Origin of the sequence: Ochrobactrum sp. BTU1 (assembly GCA_018798825.1) — a bacterium.
Taxonomy (GTDB): Bacteria; Pseudomonadota; Alphaproteobacteria; order Rhizobiales; family Rhizobiaceae; genus Brucella.
Window position 1 is genome coordinate 79,183 of record CP076356.1, and the last position, 21,115, is coordinate 100,297.

The window sequence follows — 21,115 nt, forward strand, 5'->3', positions numbered from 1 at the left end:
CTAATTTGCAACAAAACCGATCTTTTATCTAAAATACTCAGTCTTGTTTTTCCCCTGAATCAAAGCATTCGCAACAGGAAATCGTAAAACCTCATGTCCTGTGCTCGGGACACGTTAATTCGGATGCCTCTCCCCAGGGGGTTTTGTTTGTCGATACAAAACACGCTGCCGGGTGCTATGAAAATGCTTTCCTTAGCGCCCGCTCGGGCCAATTCGATATCGCTGACGCCTGCCGGTAAAAGTAGATACCTGTAATACCCCCCAACGCTATCTGCAAAACATTGCCAGCCGGCTTGGTCGATTCTATGCTGGAATGCGTGTGAAGCCGTCTCAATCCTCTGCCAAAGGCGTTTCAAATGCCGGTCGTAATGGCCGTCCGCAATCACTCGGTGAAGCAATCGCTCGATATGGCCCGAACTGTTGACTGTGGTCAGCATCTTCAATTCGGTCAGCGCCGCGATGATATCCTCCCGCGCAACGATAAAACCTGAACGCAAACTTGCTGACAATGTCTTCGAAAATGTCCCGACCGAAATAACGCGATTGACTTGATCAAGAGTGGCCAGGCGATGTGCCGGTAGCGGCAAGTCACAAAATGGATCGTCTTCGACTATCAGGATATCATGGGCACTCGCCGCGGCAAGTACCGCATGGGCGACCGGTAAGGTAATCGAACCGCCCATTGGATTATGCCCCAGCGATTGGGTGAAGAACATCTTTGGTCGCTCTGATTTGAGCTTCTCGTTAAAGTCATTGACGTCCGGTCCTTCGGGTGTGCGTCGTACACCCACCATACGTATCTGCGCCAAGGCAAGTTTAGCAAACAGTGGGTAATAACCGGGATCGTCAACAAGGACTGTATCCCCAGCTGATAGAAGTCCGCGAATGATAAGGTCCAGCGCATGATTGGCGCCAAAACTCAATAATACATTTTCCTCGCCTGCGCGAATGTGCTGGTTTTTCAGTCGATGGGCGATCTTTTGCCTTAACAGCGGAAAACCCAGCGCTGATCCGTAGGCATCGGAATCGGTGGTCAATGACCGGTCATGGATGGTGAGGTGACGTTTGATTTCCGATTGTTCTGTCCATGCTGGCGGCGGTCGTCCGTCTCCTACCCGAATTTGAAAGCTCTGATCAAGCTGAGCGCTAAGAAGAGAAGCGATGTCCACTGCTTCCGCGACATGTTTCGGGCGTTGGTTATTTGCCGTATCGGGCTCGAAAACAACCGTAAATCCAGATCCCTTGCGTGCGGCAATGAACCCTCCGGCGACAAGCCGGTCGTAAGCCTCCACAACCGTATTTTTCGACACATTGAATTCGTCCGCCGCCTTGCGAACGGAAAGCAGCCGACATCCATATGGCAAAGCGCCGGAAACTATCTGTTCCTTCAAACGGGCGGTGATTGTTTCCACAAGCGTGACCGCAGAGGTGCTCGAGCCATTTGTAAAGGGCATGCTATCTCCGTGCTGGTACAGTTGGTGACAATAATTAAAAACTGTACCTTTTCATAAGGGTAACAAATTGCCCATAAAACTTTCAAGAGGAACTTCTTCCGGGAGGCAGCATTGGCTGATTTAAACGTGAAAGCATCGCGACAGGACATTAATTCTCGTTTGGAGAATATGCGGAATCTCTCTCCCGCCGCACGATTGGCCAAAGTCGCGGATGCAGTGTCGCTCTCTAATGAGGAGGCGGACGTCTTCTTACATGCTGGCCTGCCGGTCGATCTCGCCAATGGGATGATCGAGAATGTCATCGGCGTATTTGAACTGCCGATAGGTATAGCCACAAATTTTACCATAAACGGGCGAGATTATCTTATCCCGATGGCAGTAGAAGAGCCATCGGTTGTCGCGGCTGCGTCCTATATGGCGCGGATATCGCGCAAATGCGGTGGGTTCCAGACCTCGAGTACTGGCCCACTCATGCGAGCCCAGGTGCAGGTACTGAAGCTGAGCGATCCGTATAGCGCGCGAATCCGGGTGCTGCAGGAGCGTGAGGCGATCATTACTGCGGCCAACGCCAAGGACAAGGTGTTGATTTCGCTCGGTGGGGGTTGCAAAGATATTGAAGTTCATATCTTTGAGGACACGCAAGTCGGCCCTATGGTTGCCGTTCATCTGATTGTGGATGTTCGCGACGCAATGGGTGCGAACACGGTCAATACAATGGCCGAAACCGTGGCGCCGCTGATCGAAAAAATAACCGGCGGTGAGGTCCGACTCCGTATTCTTTCCAATTACGCTGATCTACGGCTAGCGCGTGCAATGGTGTCCCTGACGCCGGAAGCATTGAAAACCCCCGAATATGGCGGCGAGAGAATCGCACGAGGTATTGTTGAGGCTTGTGCCTTTGCCGTTGTCGATCCCTACCGCGCCGCCACCCACAATAAGGGGATAATGAACGGTATTGATCCAATCGTTGTCGCTACCGGAAACGATTGGCGTGCGATTGAAGCTGGAGCTCATGTATGGGCATCGCGCTCGGGCCGGTACACTTCGCTGACGCGATGGGAAATGGATGCAGCGGGGAACCTTATAGGCACACTTGAAATGCCTATGGCGTTGGGCTTGGTAGGGGGCGCCACCAAAACGCATCCCGCCGCTCGCGCGGCGCTAAAAATTCTCGGCGTGCAGAACGCTCAGGAACTTGCCGAAGTCACGGTGGCAGTCGGGTTGGCACAAAATATGGCCGCGCTTCGGGCTCTGGCCACGGAAGGCATCCAGAAGGGGCATATGGCATTGCATGCCCGCAATATTGCAATTGTTGCCGGAGCGATTGGCGAGGAAGTTGACAGGGTCGCAGCCGCTCTCGCCGCTGACCATGATGTCCGTGTGGACCGTGCGAAAGAATTGCTCGAAAGCATGCGCAACGCATGATGGCGTGGACAGACGAATCCATGCAAATGGTGCGAAGTGCAACGAGCCAGGGACCAATTTGATACGCGCCTGGCTGATATGGAGGCCCCAATGAGTACTGATCGAGAAAACAGCCCTGTTCTTGCTAAGAGGACTGGCCCTTTGTCGGGGGTTATCGTTCTCGATGTAACACGGGTCGTCGCGGGGCCGTTTTGTGCGATGCTCCTGGCGGACATGGGTGCGACCGTTATCAAGATAGAGCATCCCAGCGAACCGGATTATGCTCGGACGTTCCCACCATTTGTATCTTCTGGGGAGGCGCAGCTAAGCGCTTTCTTCTCACAGTACAATCGCAACAAACTCGGTTTGTCGATCAATTTGAAATCCGAAGACGGTAAACGCCTGCTCAAACAATTGGTTGAGCAGGCGGACATATTGATCGAAAACTTCCGTCCCGGCACCATGGACAGGTTGGGGTTAGGGTACGAAACGCTCGGCGCCATCAACCCCAAGCTCGTTTATACCGCCATTAGCGGCTTCGGCCGGTCGGGTCCCAATTCATCGAAGCCTGCATATGACAATACCGGCCAGGCAGCGGGTGGCTTGTGGTCGATGAATGGCTATCCTGATCGACCACCCGTACGAGTTGGCACTATCATCGGCGATCTGGCTGCATCGCTTTACGCCGCTATCGGGACAGTAGCAGCTCTGCGAGAAGCTGAAAAAACCGGAAAGGGTCAGGTCGTGGATGTGTCGCAACAGGATTCTATCCTGACTCTGACTGAAAATGCAGTGGTTCGCTACACGACTCAAAAAGAAGTGGCCGAGCCTCTGGGTAATGATCATCCATTCGTTAGCCCTTATGGTCAGTTTCCCTGCAAGGACGGTTACGTGTTCTTTGGAGGCTACACAGACAAATTCTGGTCCATCACGTGTGAGCTGTTCGGCCAGCCTGAAAAAGCCAGGGACCCGCAAATCGACACAATGGAGAAGCGGTTCGATCCAAAGATTTCGGAGAAAGTCGTCAAGCCGCTCCTCAATGAATGGTTTAGTCAATATACAAAATCCGAGCTTGAGGAGATGGCGGGAGACCGGGTTCCCCTAAGTGCAATCAAGACCATCGCAGAGGTTGTCGAAGATCCTCATATTGCAGCGCGTGAGATGATTGTTGACGTTCCCATGGGGGACCAGCTGGTCAAAATGTTTGGGCTGCCAATCAAGCTCTCCGGCATGGATAGTATCCGGTATGAGGAGGCTCCGTCTCCCGGAGAGCACAGCGCCCGTATTCTGACAGAACTTCTGGGCGTTTCACCCGAAGAGGTGGCCCGATTGAAAGATCAAGGTGCAATTTGATGGGGACGATCGACTTCACGAAGGACGATCACGTTGCGATCATCCGGATTAACCGGCCCGAAAAACTCAACTCATTGACGCTGTCGATGTATGACGATCTAGGCGCCGCTTTTCAGCGCGCCAATACAGATTCAGAAATTCATTCGGTAGTTCTGTGTGGCGAGGGAACGCGCGCCTTTTGTGCAGGCGCGGACCTCAAGGAATCGATTCCCGCTCTAGCATCTGATCGGTTCGATATTTCGGCCTGGGACCCGGCACATATCAAGTATGCGGGGTTTAATAAGCCGATAGTAAGCGCGGTCCAAGGTGTTTGCATGGGTGCAGGTTTCGAACTCATGCTGGCTACGGACATACGGATAGCTTCGCAGGACGCCGTGTTTGAGCTTCCTGAGGTCCGGCACGGGTTCGTTCCGGCGGGTGGCACTCTGGTCCGCCTGGTGCGTCAGATCGGATACGCGCATGCAATGGAGATAATGCTCACTGCGGAACGCTTTTCTGCGTTGGATATGCGTGAACGGGGCGTCGTCAATCGTATCGAACCTTCCGATAGGGTTGAGGCAACCGCTTTTGATATCGCCCGACGACTGGCCGGCTTCAGTCCAACTGCGGTACAGGCCATAAAGGAAGCGGCACTAACATTGCCGGATTTTCCTATCGTCGATGCTTTCCGCGAGGAAGCCAGAATTGGGCAGCGTACCTTTACCAGTGACGAAGCCAAGAAGAGCTTGGCGGCTTTTGCCGCGCGAGGAAAGGATAGTTGATGGCTGACGTCACGATAGTTGAGGTCGGCCCCCGCGATGGCTTGCAAAATGAAAAGCGTATCGTGTCGACGAAGGAGAAACTGGAGCTTATTTCCTGTCTGCGTACGACCGGGTTGACGCGGCTGGAAGTTACGGCTTTCGTTTCCCCGAAATGGGTGCCGCAGATGGCGGATCATGACGCTGTACTGCGCGGGACGCCTCCAGCGGAAGGATTGGTCCGGTCGGTGTTGGCACCAAATGAGCGTGGTGCCCATGCCGCGTTGGAGATAGGTGTCGAGGAACTTGCGGTATTTACGAGCGCCTCGGAGAGCTTCGCCAGAAAGAACATAAACTGCTCAATAGATGAGAGTATCAAGAGGTTTCAACCGGTTGCCGATCTGGCGCGTGACAGAGGCGTGAGATTGCGTGGATACGTTTCCTGCGCCGTCGAATGCCCCTTTGAAGGCGCGGTTGAGCCGCACGCGGTCGCGGATATCGCAAGCAAACTTGCGGATTTGGGCTGCACCGAAATCTCTCTGGCGGATACGATTGGGCGAGCTTCGCCAGATAGCGTTCATAAGCTGCTATCGGTTGTCGGCCAGAAACTTCAACCGCAACAACTCGCTTGCCACTTTCACGATACGTATGGTCGGGCACTTGAGAACATCGATGTTGCGCTTGAACACGGTATTCGTGTTTTCGACGGCGCTATTGGCGGTCTTGGGGGATGTCCATACGCACCGGGAGCAGCTGGAAATCTGAGCACATTGCTGTTGGTCAATCATCTGGAGAACAAGGGCGATTCGACGGGTCTTGACATTGCGGCCTTGGAGCGGGCGGAGCAGCTTGCGACGAAAATCCGAAAAACTTCGATGTGTGTTGCCGATTAATAACTAGAATATGGGAGGAACAGTATGCGCGTTGATAGACTTAAGAAGCTTGCAAATGGTGCAGTCTTCCTGACGGGAGTACTCGCGGCATCCAACGTCTTCGCTAAAGATCGGATCAGCGATCAGGTCGTGCGTATCGGGCTCATTGAGGATATGAGTGGTGTCTATGCCGACATTACCGGCATGGGTGCTGTCACAGCTGCAAAAATGGCTGTTGCGGAGTTTGGTGGTTCCGTCTTGGGAATGCCAATCGAGATTGTTTCAGCAGATCACCAGAACAAGGCTGACATCGGTGGTGCGATCGCTCGAAAGTGGTTCGACGAAGATGGGGTTGATGCAATTCTCGATGTCGCGTCATCGTCACCGGCGCTTGCGGCTTTGGAAGTCGCGAAGCAGAAGGAAAAGCTTATTGTCCTGAGTTCTCCCGGTTCGTTGCGCATAACGAATGATGCGTGCGGTCCTTACGTTGTGCATTGGGCATACGATACTTACGCGGTTGCGCATACAACAGGTCAGGCTCTCGTCGATCAGGGGCTGAAGAATTGGTATTTTATCACTGCCGATTACGCCTTCGGTCACGGTCTGGAAAAGGAGACAGGCGATCTCGTCAAGGCGAGGGGCGGTGAAGTTGTGGGTAGTATCCGTCTGCCTATCGGGACTGCGGATTTTGCGTCAGCACTTCTTACGGCGCAAGGGTCAGGCGCCAACGTGGTAGCCCTGGCGAATGCCGGTGCAGATACGATCAACTCGGTCAAGCAGGCTGCGCAATTCGGGCTGACCCAATCGGGACAGAAGCTCGCCACGCTTGGTGGGTTCATCAACGATATTCATGGAATGGGTCTTGAAGAAGCGCAAGGTCTGACGATTGTCGAGGCCAGCTATTGGGACTTGAACGAACAAACACGTGCATGGTCGCAGCGCTTTTTCGAGGAAAGAAAGGCAATGCCGAACATGCTGCAGACGGGTGTTTATTCATCCGTGCTCCACTATCTCAAGGCAGTCAAAGAAGCCGGTACGGATGATACCAAACAGGTGGTTGCCAAAATGAGGGAACTGCCGATCAACGATGTTTTCTACCACGATGGTTCCATCCGTGCGGACGGTCGCATGATGCACGGTATGTATCTGTTTGAGGTCAAAAAGCCGGACGAATCCAAAGAGCCTTGGGACTACTACAAATTGCTGGCTAGAGTTTCCGCTGACAAGGCATTTCAGCCCTTGGTCAACTCGCAATGCCCGTTGGTGACGAAATAGGACCTGTTGCGCAGAACACGTCCGACATCTGATTTGGCGCAACATCTCAATAGCCGCTCAATAGGAGAAATAAAGTGACAGGGAACATGAACCGGCGAGAGTTTAATCTGTTTTTGGCTGCAACGATCGCCTGTGCGGTGACGGGCAGCAGTGCCTATGCCCAGGCGAACGGCGAAACGCTTACTTCCATTGTTTATCCGGAGCCGCCTATTTTGAACCTTGGATTGAACCAGCAGACCCCCACCGGCGTGGTAGCTGGAAAACTCTATGAAGGCTTGCTTTCTTATTCGAGGGACTTGACACCGCAGCCTTTGCTGGCAGATTCATGGGATGTTTCGCCGGATGGTCTGACCTACACCTTTCATCTCGTAAAAAATGCGAAATGGCACGACGGTCAGCTGTTCACATCTGCAGACGTTGTCTTTTCCTGCAAGACGTTTCTGCCGGAGGTTCATCCACGCGCGCGCGATGTTTTCAGCCGCTGCGCAAGCATTGAGGCACCCGACGACTACACGGTGATTTTCACACTCAAGAAGGCTTTTCCTGCGTTTCTGATGGCATTCGAGACAGCTTCAGCGCCAATGCTGCCGCGTCATCAGCTTGAGGGAACGGATTATCGCAAGGTAGGCGCGGAACAACCTCCTATCGGCACAGGTCCTTTCCGTTTCTCGGAATGGGTGCGGGGTTCACATATTCACCTGACTGCGGTGGAAGACTATTACCGTCAAGGCGAACCGAAACTGCGCGAAATCTATTACCGTGTGATTCCTGATGCCGCGTCGCGTGGCGTCTCAATGGAGCAGGGTGATGCTCAGTTGGCGCAGTGGCAGGACATTGAACCCTTCGATGTGGCGCGTCTGGCCGCGCTGCCGCATCTTGAGATGACGACTGACGGCTACGAGTATTTCTCGCCGATGTTGTGGATCGAACTGAATTGTCGCCGTCCACCTATGAACGACAAGCGTTTCAGGCAAGCGCTGATGCATCTGATCGACCGGGAGTTCGTGCGCGACCGCATCCTGTTTGGGCTTGCGAAAGCGGCCACGGGCCCAATTTCATCTTCGATGCGGTTTTATAGCGCCGATGTGCCGACTTATGAACCATCGGTCGAGAAGGCGACGCAACTGTTGGATGAAATGGGTCTGAAGGCAGGTTCGGACGGCGTGAGAGCTTCGCTCAGGTTCACAATGGTGCCTGCTGGTGAGACGTGGACCCGCATCGCGGAATATGTGCGACAGTCTTTCGCCAAGGCAGGTATCAAGGTCGAGTTGCAGAGCAACGATCTGGCGGGTTGGGTTGAGAGCGTCAGCAATGGTGATTTCGATATCAGCGGCAACCAGCTTTATCAAAATGGCGATCCCGCACTGGGAGTAGCCCGCACCTACATCTCGTCAAATATCCGCAAAGGCGTCATGTTCTCCAATACATCGGGTTACTCCAACCCGAAGGTTGATGAATTGTTCGAGGCTGCGGCAGGTGAACTGGATTCCGAAAAACGCCAAGCCTATTACACCGAGGTTCAACAACTTCTTGTAGAAGAAATGCCCGTCCTGTGGCTGGCGGAACAAAGATACCCGACGATTTATGATAATCGATTGAAAGAAGTGGCGGCCTCAGCCACTGGCGTCAATTCCAATTTCGGTACGGTCAGTTTCGCCACGAGCTAACCGTTAGAGTCGCCCGTTGAGAGCCTGAGCGGAACACACCGCCAGTGTTGTTCTCGACATGATTCCAGATTGAGGGTGGTCGTAAGCGGCCGCCAGATGAAAGGCTGTTGTCAATGTTATCCCCTATTGACGATAAAGAAATCGCTGTTTTGCGTGACTGGCGTCATAAGCTGCATCAGTTCCCGGAAGTTTCGGGTTTGGAAGTCGAAACAGCACGAGAGGTGGTATCCTTCCTGTCCGACACCCAGCCGGATCAGGTGATAACTGACTTGGGCGGTCACGGTGTGGCGTTGGTTTATGAGGGTGAGCAAAGCGGGCCAGCGGTGTTACTGCGTTGCGAGCTTGACGCATTGCAGATCCAGGAAATCTCCGATCTTCCCTACAAATCCCGCAACGATGGAAAGGCGCATATGTGCGGGCACGATGGCCATATGACAATGATGGCAGCTGTTGCCCGTCAGTTGCACCGGAAGAAGCCATTACACGGTCGGGCCATTTTGCTTTTCCAGCCGGCAGAGGAAACCGCACATGGCGCGGAGGCGGTCATTGCCGATCCCAAGTTTGCGTCAATCAAGCCGGACTATGCTTTCGCTATCCATAACATGCCGGGTTTGCCGCTGGGGCATATCGCAGTAGCTCCGGGGCAAATCACCTGTGCGTCGATGGGGCTGTGTATCAAGCTGACGGGTAAGGTTTCTCATGCCTCCGTGCCCGAAGCGGGCATTTCGCCAGCAATGGCGGTGTCGCGTATCATCGCGGCTCTTCAACGGCTTCAAGCCGGGGAGACTGTCGAGCCGGGCTTCCGGCGCCTGACGGTGACTGGCGTAGAAATGGGTAAACGCGTTTTCGGCATTACACCGGGCAATGCAGAGATACGCATCACCCTTCGCACGCCTGAAAGCGACGCCATCATGGGGCTTCTGGAAGAAACGCTCGACATGGCGCGCAAGATTGCCGCCGAGGAGCGACTGATGCTGGATTATTCGACACACAATTTCTTTAGAGCCTGTGTGAATGATCAGGACGCCGCAGCGATTTTCGACAATGCGGTCGAACGCATGGCATTGTCCCGGGTGACGGATTACCTGCCTATCAGGGGCGCGGAAGACTTCGGATTGTTCGGATCTTGTTCAAAATCGGCGTTATTGTTTATAGGCTCCGGAATGGATCATCCCATGGTCCACAATCCGGATTATGATTTTCCGGATGAATTGATCCCCCAGGGGGCGGGAATATTTCTCGGTGTTCTCGACCAATTGCTTGGTTCCACGCACCAAAAGCCAACAGAAACCCTAAAGACAAGCTAATGTTCGTTCTTTCCCGATTATTGGCGAAACTGGCGGGGATCGTGTTTACGATCCTCGTTATCGCGATAATAAACTTCGCCGTCATTCATTCAGCGCCGGGAGATCCCGCATCGGTGATCGCCGGTCAATCCGGCGCTGCGGACGCTAAATTCATCGCGCAGATCCGAGCTGATTATGGTCTCGATCAGCCCTTTTTTAACCAGCTCGTGACCTATGTCGGTAAGGTTCTGCAATTCGATCTGGGTTACTCATATCGGCAGCGGGCAGCCGTCAGTCAGTTGATTGCCGAGCGGTTGGGACCAACCTTGCTGCTTACACTTTCCGCTTTCTTCCTTTCGTTGATTGGCGGGGTCTTGTTCGGTGCAATCGCCGGAAAGCGGAATGGTTCGTGGGGTGATCTTGCGATCTTGCTGGTTTCATTGCTTCTTTATGCGACGCCGGTCTTTTGGCTCGGGCTGATGCTGGTACTGGTCTTTTCGATTCAACTCGAATGGCTACCGGCATTTGGCTATGCGAATATTCGCGCTTCGAGTTTCACCACGGGTCAATATGTGTTTGATGTGGCGCGCCACGCCATTCTTCCCGTGGTTACTTTGGCCGCAATCTATATGGCCGTCTACATCCGACTGATGCGCTCCTCGTTGATCGAAGTTTCACACGAAGATCATGTGCGAACCGCACGTGCAAAAGGTCTGAATGAAGCACAAGTCCTGTCTCGCCATATGTTGCGCAACGCCGCCGTTCCCGTCGTGACTTTCGCAGGATTGCAGGCGGGCGCGCTGATCGGTGGGTCCGTGGTTGTGGAAACAGTATTCTCTTGGCCAGGTCTTGGGCGATTGACCTACGATGCGGTGACCGCGCGCGATTATCCCGTTTTGCTAGGATTGTTTCTGATCATGTCGATGCTGGTTATCGCGACCAATCTACTGACCGATTTTCTGCATCGGGTTATCGATCCTCGTGTGAAAGGCCGATAGGAGAAACGCTATGAGGGATTTCATACGAACATTCATGAGCAGGCCGGCAGGCCTCGTTGGCCTCATACTTCTAGGCTTTATCTGTCTGGTCGCCGTCGTTGGACCGTGGTTTTATCCGGCTTCGCCATGGGATATGGCTGGTGTGCCTTTCAGCGCGCCCGGAGAGAACGGCATGCTCCTCGGCTCCGACACGTTGGGGCGGGATGTAGCGGCAGGCATCGTACATGGGGCACGCGTTTCCATTCTGATAGGATTGGCCTCCACTCTAACCGCACTTGGTATTGGAGTGATACTCGGTTGTGTCGCGGGTTATGCTGGCGGTATGCTCGATACGGCTATTGTACGGTTCACGGAGATATTTCAGACCATACCAAGCTTCGTGCTTGCAATCTTGTTTGTCGCTATTCTAACTCCTTCGATCTCCACAATCATCTTTGCGATTGGCTTGGTGAGTTGGCCACCTTTGGCGCGACTGACGAGAGCGCAGGTGAAAACAATCTCACAACGTGAATTCGTTCAAGCCGCCCGGTGCCAGGGACAGTCCATGCTGTCTGTCGTCGTCCGGCATATTCTTCCAAATGCCGTTTCGCCTATCATAGTCGCCGCGTCGCTAACAGTAGCGGCGGCGATCCTGATCGAGGCTGCATTATCCTTCATGGGGTTAGGCGATCCCAATCTGATGAGCTGGGGCTATATGATTGGCGCCGGTCGAACCGTCATTCGGCAGGCGTGGTGGATGAGCGTCTTTCCCGGTGTTGCAATCCTTTTAACCGTGGTTGCAATCAATCTCGTCGGGGAAGCGCTGAACGATACACTCAATCCGAGGATATCCAGAGCATGAGCGAACCGTTGCTATCCATTCAAAACCTTGTGCTCGGTCTACCTACGGGCGCCGATCGCAGCCATGCTGTCGACGGCGTTAGTTTCAACCTCAACAAAAACGAAATCGTATGTCTTGTTGGTGAGAGCGGTTCCGGTAAATCGATGACCGCCCACGCGATCTTGGGCTTGCTTCCGACCAAGGTAAAGGCTCTGCAAGGCGAGATCAGGTTTGAGGGCCGCAATCTGCTTGACCTTGGGCCGAAGGAAATGCGGACCTTGCGAGGCAACCGGATCGCTATGGTGTTTCAGGAACCGCTGACTGCGCTCAATCCTCTACAACGCGTTGGGGCGCAGGTCGCGGAAGCTGTTTGTGTTCATACGCCGATGCCCTCGAATAAAGCCCGTACGCGCGTTTTGGAGCTGTTTGGGCAGGTTGGTTTGCCCGATCCGCAACAGCTTCTATCCGCTTACCCCTTCCAGTTATCCGGCGGGCAGCGTCAACGCGTGATGATTGCTATGGCGCTCGCCAATGACCCGAAGCTGCTGATCGCGGATGAACCGACAACCGCATTGGATGTGACGACGCAGCGACAGATACTGGATTTGATCGTCGACCTGCAAAAAAAGCGCGACATGGGAGTGTTGTTTATAACGCACGATATTGGCGTGGTCGCCGATATAGCCAATCGTGTTGTTGTGCTTCGTCATGGCAAAGTCGTTGAGCAGGGACCGGCAGCCACGATTCTGAATGCGCCTAATGACTCATATACAAGAGATTTGCTGGACGCTGTTCCAGGGCGTGGATCGGTGCGTTCAGTAGAGGGCAAAAGTCAGCCGCTATTGCAGGTCAATGGCCTGCAAAAGGTATTCGTGACCAAACAGGATATGTTTGCACCACCTCGACGCGTAGTCGCTGCAGATAATCTCAATTTGGTTTTGAACAAAGGTGATACGCTGGCGGTCGTGGGTGAAAGCGGTTCAGGCAAGTCCACGCTCGCACGAATGGTCTTGCGTTTGATCGAGCCGGATGATGGCTCGATTATTTTCGACGGCGCACCCGTGCAGAGAATGCGTGGAGAAGATCTGCGCCAGTTCAGGCGCAAAGTACAGATCGTGTTTCAGGATCCGTATGCGTCACTGGACCCCAGATTGAAGGTCGGCGAAAGCATTATACGCGGCCCGATGGCGTTCGGAGCCCCTCGTTCAAAGGCGTTGTCTACCGCTACACATTGGCTGGAAAAAGTGGGATTGGGAGCGCATGCGCTGGATCGGTATCCCCATGAGTTCTCCGGTGGGCAACGGCAGAGAATCTGTATTGCACGCGCGCTGGCGCTTGATCCTGTCTGTTTGATTGCAGACGAGGCGGTCTCCGCGCTCGACGTTTCCGTTCAGGCTCAAGTCCTCAAGCTTTTGTCCGAGCTGAAGGCGGAAATGGGGCTGACAATGCTGTTCATTACGCATGATCTGAGGGTTGCTAGGGAAATCGCTGACCGCATCGTGGTCATGCAAAAAGGCAGTGTAGTCGAAGAGGCTAAAGCATTGGACCTCTTCGAAAGACCGCGCGCCGATTATACACGGCGTCTGCTGGATGCGGTTCCCGGACGAGATTTCTTCGACCGTCGCAGTGTGGGCGAAGCAGCTCTGTAGCCTGATTGACACGAGCACTGGCTACTCGCGGTCGGGAACAGGCCGATCGAAGACGAAAAAAGGAGAACACAAATATGAACGACACTGAGCGCTCCTTTATCGAGAAAGCCACTTTGCTTTTCATCGCTTCCCGCAGTGCTGAGGGGGCGATGGACGTCTCTCCCCGTGGCGGCCAGCCTTGTGTTGTCAGGATACGTGCGGATGGAAGCCTTCTGCTTCCTGATTACGTCGGGAATAAACGACTTGATACTATCGGTAACATACTGAGCAATCCCAATGTGGCGCTTGTGCTGCTCAACAAGCAAACGGATGTTTACCTACACGTCATTGCCCACGCCACTTTCTCGCAAAGTGAGGACGATATTGCAGCGTTTCCTGCTGACGACAATCGCCCCTTGAGCATCATGGTGCTGAAGCCGTCCAGAATGGAGTTCATTCAAAGCGATGCATTTCGCAAGAGTGGATTCTGGACTGACCCAACCGAACGGAAGCCGCCGCTCGATGTGTTGGATATTTATACACGTGACAGCAAATGGCAGATGGAGAACGGGAACGGACCAATAATTCGAGACACCGAATCCGAGCATCGTCTTGCTCAAACCGGGTTACGAGAGTTTTACGGGACGCCGAGCCCAATTGTGCAGACCAAGGCCTATAATATAGCAGGCCCCGGTTTTATGTCCTTTATCGACAAGGCGACCTTCATCGTCTTTGCTCATGAGACCGAAAGCGGTGAGATCGTGATCGAACTGGTCGGTGGCGCGCCTCTGCATGCCGACTACACCACCAATCGACAATCTTTCCTGCTCGATATGAGTGGCCGTCATGGTACACAAGGAAAAGCAATACTCCATTCAGGCAAGTATGCCGTTCTGGCCGCGGAGCCGGGTCGATGCGAGAATATAAGGCTGAATGGCGCTTATCGACAAACAAACAATGATATCGATGAACAACGAGCGCTGAGCATATCTGCCGAGGAAATCTATTTTCATTGTTCCGCTGCCTTTACCAGATCTCGGATATGGGCGGATGCCCGTCCCACCGCATGGACCGGCAAGCGAAAGTTTTGGTGTGCCGAACGCAAGCGTGAAAGCGCAGATGTGGAGTCTTTCGTCTTGAAACCAGTCGATAGCGCTCCAATCGGTCACGTGGCGCCGGGCCAGTATGTAACCGTCTCGCTACCCAGGGACGGTGATCACAGGATAGCTCGCCAGCGTTGCTATTCGATTTCGGGCACACCGGAAGCTCACTCACTGCGTATTACGGTGCGCCGGATCGGAAATAATGGTGTCTCAGATATGCTTCACGACGAGATAGACATTGGCGACGAATTGTTGCTGGGGCCGCCGGCGGGACATTTCGTTTTGGAGAGCGAGCCTTTGCGTCCGGTTGTCTTGATTAGTGCAGGGGTTGGGATAACGCCGCTTTTGCCAATGGCCGAAAAACTTGCAAGGGAGCAGTCGGGTCGCGAGATATGGTTTGTGCATGCAGCGCGGAGCGGGAAACACCATTCCCTCAAAGAGGATATAGAGCGTCTGGCAGACGCTAACCCATCGCTTCGTCTGTTCACAGCGTATTCCAAACCGGAAGAAGGCGACGTTTGTCATCATGACGGTCGGCTCAATGCCAGTATCATTGAGCAATTGACGCCTGTCGCAAAAGCCGATTTTTATATTTGCGGTCCTGATACTTTCATGTCTGAATTAAGTGAAGGTTTGAATGCTTTAGGCGCATTACCTGCCAGCATCAAGAAAGAAGCGTTTGAGCAAAAAAATGGCGGCCCCACACTTTTAGCGTCGCAAACTGTCGCCACACGCGCTCCTTGTTCAGTGACATTTGCCCTTTCGGGCCAGAAGCTCACGTGGAAACCGGAAAGCGGAACTCTGCTCGACCTCGCTCTCGCGCATGAAATTGATGTGCCGTTCTCATGTCGCACTGGGGAATGCCAATCCTGTGTGCAGCGTATCGTCGAAGGCAAAGTTGATTATCTTATAGGCGAGGAACCGATCCTCGCGCGTGGACGCGTCATGCTCTGCCAAGCAACACCGCTTGGCGATGTCGTCATAGATTGCTGAATGAAACGCTGCATAGTGGTGTCGGTGGGGTTTCGCGATCTGGACGGAACTTCAGACATACGCAGGTACAGCAATATGGCGGTTGATACCGGGAGTATCTATTCATGTTTATAAATGTGATAGCGGATCATCCTGATTTGGTTGAGGAGTTGACCCAATGGCGCCATCATCTGCACCGCAATCCAGAACTCATGTACGATCTTCCTTTAACGGCTGGGTTCGTAGAGGAAAAGTTACATCGCTTTGGTTTTGACAGGATCGAGAGGGATCTCGCACCGAGCGGAGTTGTCGGTGTTTTGCACGGTTACAAGGGCCCGGCAAGCTGTAAAGATAAGTCTATTTTGCTTCGCGCGGACATGGACGCCCTTCCTCTTCTGGAAAAGACGAATGTGGCGCATCGATCTCAAGCGACGGGAAAGATGCACGCCTGTGGGCACGATGGCCATACTGTCATGCTTCTAGGAGCTGCAAAATTGCTCGCGGAAAGTCGTAACTTTGACGGAACGATTATATTCTGTTTTCAGCCAGCCGAGGAGGGCGGGGCCGGCGCGAAAGCCATGATCGACGCAGGTCTGTTGGAAAGGTATCCGGTTAAATCAGCATTCGGTTTGCATAACTGGCCCGGAATGCCGATTGGGTCGTTCGGTATCACGCCGCGAGCCATGATGGCGGGGGCCGACGCGCTTTTCATAACAATTGAAGGCAAAGCCGCCCATGCAGCGCAACCCCACCGTGGGCGGGATCCGATTACAGCGGCCGCTTACCTGATAACTTTATTGCAGACCATTGTTTCCCGAAAGCTCGATCCTCTTACACCTGCTGTTATTTCGATCACTTCCATAAATGGCGGCGAGGCGTGGAACATTATTCCTGACACTGTTCAGATGCGCTGCAATATCCGAACGTTTTCTGATGCCGTGGCTGAAACCATTCATCGTGAAATCAACAGCATTTGTCATCAAGTCGCCAACAGTTTCGATCTGCGGATTGAGGCGTTGCGTCCAGAAGGTTGTATTCCTTATCCACCGACGATCAATCATCCAATAGAAACAGCAATTGCCATCAAAGCTGCTGAGTTGGCATCGGCTAAAATGCATGTGACAGTCGATCTCGAACCCACAACGGCAGCTGAAGACTTTGGCTTCATATTGCGGGAAGTTTCAGGGGCGTTCATGTTTATTGGAAATGGAGACAGCGCACCGCTCCATAGTTCAGAATATGATTTCAATGACGACGCTATCCCATTCGGTGTTAGTTATTGGCTTGCAGTGGTCCGTAGTCTTTTGGTTCAATAAAGTGCTCGGACAAAAGCGCGTGAGCATCTAGTTATTTGAATCGGCTACTTTATTGCTATAACGATCAAACTCGATAACAAGCTCAAAACGCATCCTGTCAACTATCGAAATAAACCGGGGGCGTCGACGTCTGAAGCTACCACGGAATGCGGCATTAAAGCGTTAACATAGGCGTCTCTAGATATCTTGATGAACTTTGCGCGGTTAAGTCGGAAATGCGACCCTCAACAGCCAAGGTTACATAATTTATATTTACACCTCAAAACAATAAGATCGACTATTTAGTATGTTCTCTACAGATCATGTTCTTGCGGAAAAAATTTTCGTTCAGACTGACGAGATTTTGACTGGCGGTGTGGAACCAGAAGATCTTGAAATTATTGGTTTAAATCACGACTGTTCTTGACTCTACGTCAAAATCAGAAAGACGTTAGAAAATCTGCATTACTTAATTTCAGACTGGCAATCTGCAATCTCGGCCCGGTATAACTGCTGGAGACAAGACACGCATGTCCTTGACTTTGAACCCAAAGCAAAAGGACCCCCTACAAATTTGCCGCGTTAACTATCGAGGTTTGGAATTCGCGCGCTCCCAGCCGTCTGATCAGATTTTGCGTCCCGGGCAGGCTGTCTGCCATGGGGTGGGTTGCGGAATGGCGGCTTATGACTAAAATCTCTTCATGATCAGAACTTAGTCCCTCTTTACGTTGGGCAAGCCGCTGCTGATCAGTCGCATTAATTTCGGAGTTCTAGATTGATAGAGATACGCCCCCCGCAACTGGGTGATGATCCGGCAATACAAATCTTGCTTATGCAGCTTGGGTACGAGGTCGAGCCGAAGCAGTTGCGCGACCGGATGTTTTTGCTCGCGAAAAGTTCGCGTGATCCGATTTTATTGGCGTTAGATGAGGCAGGCGTTCTTGGCCTGATCGCCCTCCATGTGACGCCAATGCTCTTTTCTCCAGCGCCGGTCGCTAGAATCACGACGCTTGTCGTCAACGAGCAAGCTCGAGGAAAAGGTATTGGCCGGAAACTTGTAGAAGCAGGCGCTACGCTGGCAAAGAACGCTGGATGTGAGGTCCTGGAATTGACGACGGCACTCCGCCGGACTGACGCCCAGGCCTTCTACAAAACAATCGGCTTCACTGCCTCGTCGTTGAGACTGCACTGCGATCTGACCTAAAAGTTGCGGATCAGGGCACAGGTCTGCCGATTGGAAACTCGATGAGAATTAGGGCGGCTTTCGGCCTATATTTATGTGACCACAGACGACCGAAGTGGGGTCGAAAGTGGCCGTTAAAGTCGCCTAGGATTTACGATTGCCCCCGCTCATCAGCCGTTCAAACTATACTGATCGGAGATTAGTCCCGCGGTTGCTGCACACTATGTCACGCATTCCTGACGCAAAATCTAAATCGGAAGTAACCCACCGATGTTGAACTCATAGCGAGTTGATGAAGCACATTTGACGTTGCCAGCTTTCGAAATCCGGTTTGTGATCTGATGATCGCTGCGCTCCGGTGAAATCTTACTGAGCGGTGATATTCTTATAGCTTTGGCCTATGGCTTCCCGAGCGGTAAGTTCGCGTCCGCATGTATTGGATCTTACCGATCGGTATTATTTTCCTTGATGTAGCCTGAATAATCCCTTACGAAAATATGCAAAGGAGAATGCGATTGATTAAATCAGCTGCAGACTTAGGAGCATTGGTTCGCGAAAAGCGCAAGGCTCTCGGATGGACGCAAACAGACCTCGCGGGGAGATCCGGCACGGGAGATCGCTTTATTATCGACCTGGAAAGCGGGAAGCCGACATGCCAACTGGGGAAGGCTCTATTGGTTGCGCGCGAAGTCGGAATTCATCTCGTCGATGCCAATTCGTTTACAGAAAATCGACAAGCGGAAACGGAAGCAGACGACGAGTTGTCATACTTGCCAAAATACTAAACGCCGAGGCCATTTGAAATGACGACTTTGTTTTATGAAGATTTTGTGGAGAAGCTATCCCAACTGCATCATGCCATTGGTGACGGTATCTGATTACGCTGCTTCCTGTTTCTACAGATTTGCACGAGAGTCAGCGTTCTCGACTGGTTATCAAAGCATATAGACTACCTCTTCTCTAATTAAGGTAGGTCATATGAGAACCTAGTGGCTGCTACTTCCCCAACGTCTGAAAATTACACTGGCATTAACTCCACCAAAGCCGAAACCGTTGGATATCGCGTATTCAGCGGCTATCTGGCGTGATTGGTTTGCCACAAAATCTAAGCCACTGGCTTCTGGATCCGGGTTAACTAAGTTGAGGGTAGGTGGTGCGATTTGATCCTTAAGCGCCAGAATTGTAAAAATGGCCTCAAGCCCCCCGGCCGCGCCCAGGAGATGGCCTGTCGCCGATTTCGTCCCGCTGACAGCTATGGCATTGTTAGAGCCAAAAACGCTCTTGATGGCTCTGATTTCGCCCAAATCGCCAACTGATGTCGAGGTAGCATGCGCATTCAGATGGCCGATGTCGCCGGGCTTTATTCCAGCCTGTGCAATGGCGATCTCCATGGCTCTGCGTGCACCATTGCCGTCCTCGGGGCCAGAGGTGATATGGTGTGCGTCGGCTGTTGTTCCGTACCCGATGAGTTCTGCAATTGGCGTCGCACCGCGAGCAAGTGCATGGCTGAGTGCTTCAATAACCAGCATGCCCGCTCCTTCGCCCATAACAAATCCGTCGCGAGAGGCATCAAAGGGCCGCGATGCCTTGCCCGGCGTGTCATTGAAGCTGGTCGAAAGAGAGCGTGCCGCGGCAAAACCGCCGAGACTAACAGTGTTAATGCAGGCTTCAGTTCCGCCGCAGAGCGCAATGTCTGCTTCATTTGCCCTGATCATTCTGGCAGCATCGCCGATAGCCTGAACGCCTGCAGCGCACGCCGTCACAGGTGCCCCAATGGGGCCCTTAAAGCCAAAACGGATCGACGCTTGCCCAGCTGCGAGGTTGACGAGAAACGACGGAATAGTGAAGGGCGAAAGACGGCGGACACCGCGTTGATCGACGGTACGGACTGCCTCGCTTATCGCGGGAAACCCACCTATGCCGGACGCAATGATAGTCGCGGTCCGTAGTTTCTCTTTATTTGAGGTCGGCTTCCATCTCGCCTGAGCGAGCGCTTCTTCAGCTGCGGCGAGTGCGAAGATGATAAACCTGTCGACTTTGCGTTGGTCTTTGGTAGAGAGGACTGTATCCGGGTCAAAGCCTCCTTCAGCATCATCCGCGATTGAGGGGACTATCCCGCCGATCTTAGACGGAAGATCAGCGACGACATCATCTCCCAGTCGCCGGATTCCGCTCTGTCCTGCAAGTAGACGCGACCAGGAAATATCAGCAGTCGCTCCAAGGGGGCTGACAGCTCCCATTCCTGTTACAACGATCCTACGCATAGGTTTTCCGCCTTTGTTTTCTTTGATTTTCGCATTTTTTCTTACTGCCGGGGGAAGATCGGCCCGGGAGCGTGCCCTAGAACATGCAGCGTTAGTTCGGGCTGCAAGAGCGCTATTGGAGCGGTATCCGATCTGCAGCGCTACTGCGGCTCATGAGCTGAACGGAATAATGGAGCCCTCTCTCATTTATGGGAGCAAGCTTCGTCATCCCCTTTGCCACCTGCAAGGCGCCTCACTTCGTTAGCGGCTGTATCGAGAACATTTTGCGACAAGTTCTCATCCTCAATGAGGCGGGACATCGTGACAGCACCGACCATAAGGGACAAAATAGCGATTGCCTTGCTGCTCGGATTTGACGTGTCGGTCTCGTGCATCAATTCGTCCAAAACCTCAAAATGAGCCCTGATTCCGTCCTCGAATGGTTGCCGAACATCTTTACTTTGACGCGCCGCGTCTGCTCCCAATGCAACCAAAGGACAACCGTCAGCCTTTTCGCCACGATGTCCGCGCGAAAGATAGAACTCAATAATAGCTTCCAGAGGGTCTGAATTTTCACCCGCAGCTGTAGACCACCTGCGGGTGGCGCTTTCCATAGCGCGTCGAGATGCCAGTGCAGCAAGGTGATCCTTGGATGCAAACTGCTTATAGAAGGCACCTTGCGTTAAGCCCGCACCTTTCATGAGGTCCTTCAGGCCGATCCCGTCAAAACCATGTTCTCGAAACAGTCGACTGGCCACGTTGATCACTGTTTCGCGATTCTCTTCGGCCTGTACGCGGCTCACTCTCATAACGGCCTCCTATTAG

At 53.0% G+C, this 21,115-nt stretch carries 17 protein-coding genes; 14 read left to right on the forward strand and 3 right to left on the reverse strand.

What is annotated here, in order from left to right; all coding sequences use genetic code 11:
• Positions 1 to 59: 59 nt before the first annotated feature.
• The gene (locus KMS41_19495; protein ID QWK80770.1) at positions 60 to 1,454 is read right to left on the reverse strand and encodes a PLP-dependent aminotransferase family protein; all 1,395 of its coding nucleotides are present in this window, start codon (positions 1,452 to 1,454) and stop codon (positions 60 to 62) included.
• A 168-nt stretch (positions 1,455 to 1,622) separates the two neighbouring features.
• Here KMS41_19495 and KMS41_19500 point away from each other — a divergent pair, with 168 nt between their 5' ends.
• The 14 genes from KMS41_19500 (at position 1,623) to KMS41_19565 (ending at position 18,832) form a co-directional block, all read left to right on the forward strand.
• Positions 1,623 to 2,879: a hydroxymethylglutaryl-CoA reductase, degradative gene (locus KMS41_19500; GenBank protein QWK81125.1), complete on the forward strand. Its 1,257-nt coding sequence runs from the start codon at positions 1,623 to 1,625 to the stop codon at positions 2,877 to 2,879.
• A gap of 90 nt (positions 2,880 to 2,969) precedes the next feature.
• Positions 2,970 to 4,211 (forward strand): CoA transferase, encoded by a 1,242-nt coding sequence (locus tag KMS41_19505; GenBank protein QWK80771.1) that lies wholly within the window; start codon positions 2,970 to 2,972, stop codon positions 4,209 to 4,211.
• Positions 4,211 to 4,972, forward strand: a complete 762-nt coding sequence (locus tag KMS41_19510) for an enoyl-CoA hydratase/isomerase family protein (GenBank protein ID QWK80772.1) — start codon at positions 4,211 to 4,213, stop codon at positions 4,970 to 4,972. Before KMS41_19505 ends, KMS41_19510 begins: the two co-directional genes overlap by 1 nt.
• On the forward strand, positions 4,972 to 5,841 hold the full coding sequence (locus KMS41_19515) for a hydroxymethylglutaryl-CoA lyase (protein ID QWK80773.1): 870 nt from the start codon (positions 4,972 to 4,974) through the stop codon (positions 5,839 to 5,841). Before KMS41_19510 ends, KMS41_19515 begins: the two co-directional genes overlap by 1 nt.
• Positions 5,842 to 5,865: 24 nt before the next feature.
• Positions 5,866 to 7,095: an ABC transporter substrate-binding protein gene (locus KMS41_19520; protein ID QWK80774.1), complete on the forward strand. Its 1,230-nt coding sequence runs from the start codon at positions 5,866 to 5,868 to the stop codon at positions 7,093 to 7,095.
• 86 nt (positions 7,096 to 7,181) lie between these two features.
• Positions 7,182 to 8,762, forward strand: coding sequence for an ABC transporter substrate-binding protein (locus KMS41_19525; GenBank protein QWK81126.1), 1,581 nt, complete (start codon positions 7,182 to 7,184; stop codon positions 8,760 to 8,762).
• A gap of 113 nt (positions 8,763 to 8,875) precedes the next feature.
• On the forward strand, positions 8,876 to 10,069 hold the full coding sequence (locus tag KMS41_19530; GenBank protein QWK80775.1) for an amidohydrolase: 1,194 nt from the start codon (positions 8,876 to 8,878) through the stop codon (positions 10,067 to 10,069).
• Positions 10,069 to 11,046 carry an ABC transporter permease gene (locus tag KMS41_19535; GenBank protein ID QWK80776.1) on the forward strand — a complete coding sequence of 326 codons (978 nt, stop codon included), beginning with the start codon at positions 10,069 to 10,071 and terminating at the stop codon, positions 11,044 to 11,046. The genes KMS41_19530 and KMS41_19535 overlap by 1 nt, the downstream gene beginning before the upstream one ends.
• 10 nt (positions 11,047 to 11,056) lie before the next feature.
• Complete coding sequence (locus KMS41_19540; GenBank protein ID QWK80777.1) at positions 11,057 to 11,887, forward strand: ABC transporter permease; 831 nt, start codon at positions 11,057 to 11,059, stop codon at positions 11,885 to 11,887.
• On the forward strand, positions 11,884 to 13,515 hold the full coding sequence (locus KMS41_19545) for an ABC transporter ATP-binding protein (GenBank protein QWK80778.1): 1,632 nt from the start codon (positions 11,884 to 11,886) through the stop codon (positions 13,513 to 13,515). The genes KMS41_19540 and KMS41_19545 overlap by 4 nt, the downstream gene beginning before the upstream one ends.
• Before the next feature lie 74 nt (positions 13,516 to 13,589).
• Positions 13,590 to 15,590, forward strand: a complete 2,001-nt coding sequence (locus KMS41_19550) for a 2Fe-2S iron-sulfur cluster binding domain-containing protein (GenBank protein QWK80779.1) — start codon at positions 13,590 to 13,592, stop codon at positions 15,588 to 15,590.
• A gap of 104 nt (positions 15,591 to 15,694) precedes the next feature.
• Positions 15,695 to 16,885, forward strand: a complete 1,191-nt coding sequence (locus tag KMS41_19555; protein ID QWK80780.1) for an amidohydrolase — start codon at positions 15,695 to 15,697, stop codon at positions 16,883 to 16,885.
• Between the two features lie 754 nt (positions 16,886 to 17,639).
• On the forward strand, positions 17,640 to 18,068 hold the full coding sequence (locus KMS41_19560; protein ID QWK80781.1) for a GNAT family N-acetyltransferase: 429 nt from the start codon (positions 17,640 to 17,642) through the stop codon (positions 18,066 to 18,068).
• Between the two features lie 494 nt (positions 18,069 to 18,562).
• Positions 18,563 to 18,832, forward strand: coding sequence for a helix-turn-helix domain-containing protein (locus KMS41_19565; GenBank protein QWK80782.1), 270 nt, complete (start codon positions 18,563 to 18,565; stop codon positions 18,830 to 18,832).
• A gap of 201 nt (positions 18,833 to 19,033) precedes the next feature.
• On the opposite strand, the gene fabF is transcribed toward KMS41_19565, so the two are convergent.
• Both fabF and KMS41_19575 read right to left on the reverse strand, forming a co-directional pair.
• Entirely contained in the window at positions 19,034 to 20,311 is a 1,278-nt protein-coding gene (fabF, locus tag KMS41_19570) for a beta-ketoacyl-ACP synthase II (GenBank protein ID QWK80783.1), read from the reverse strand.
• 182 nt (positions 20,312 to 20,493) lie between these two features.
• On the reverse strand, positions 20,494 to 21,099 hold the full coding sequence (locus KMS41_19575) for a TetR/AcrR family transcriptional regulator (GenBank protein ID QWK80784.1): 606 nt from the start codon (positions 21,097 to 21,099) through the stop codon (positions 20,494 to 20,496).
• Positions 21,100 to 21,115 lie beyond the last annotated feature (16 nt).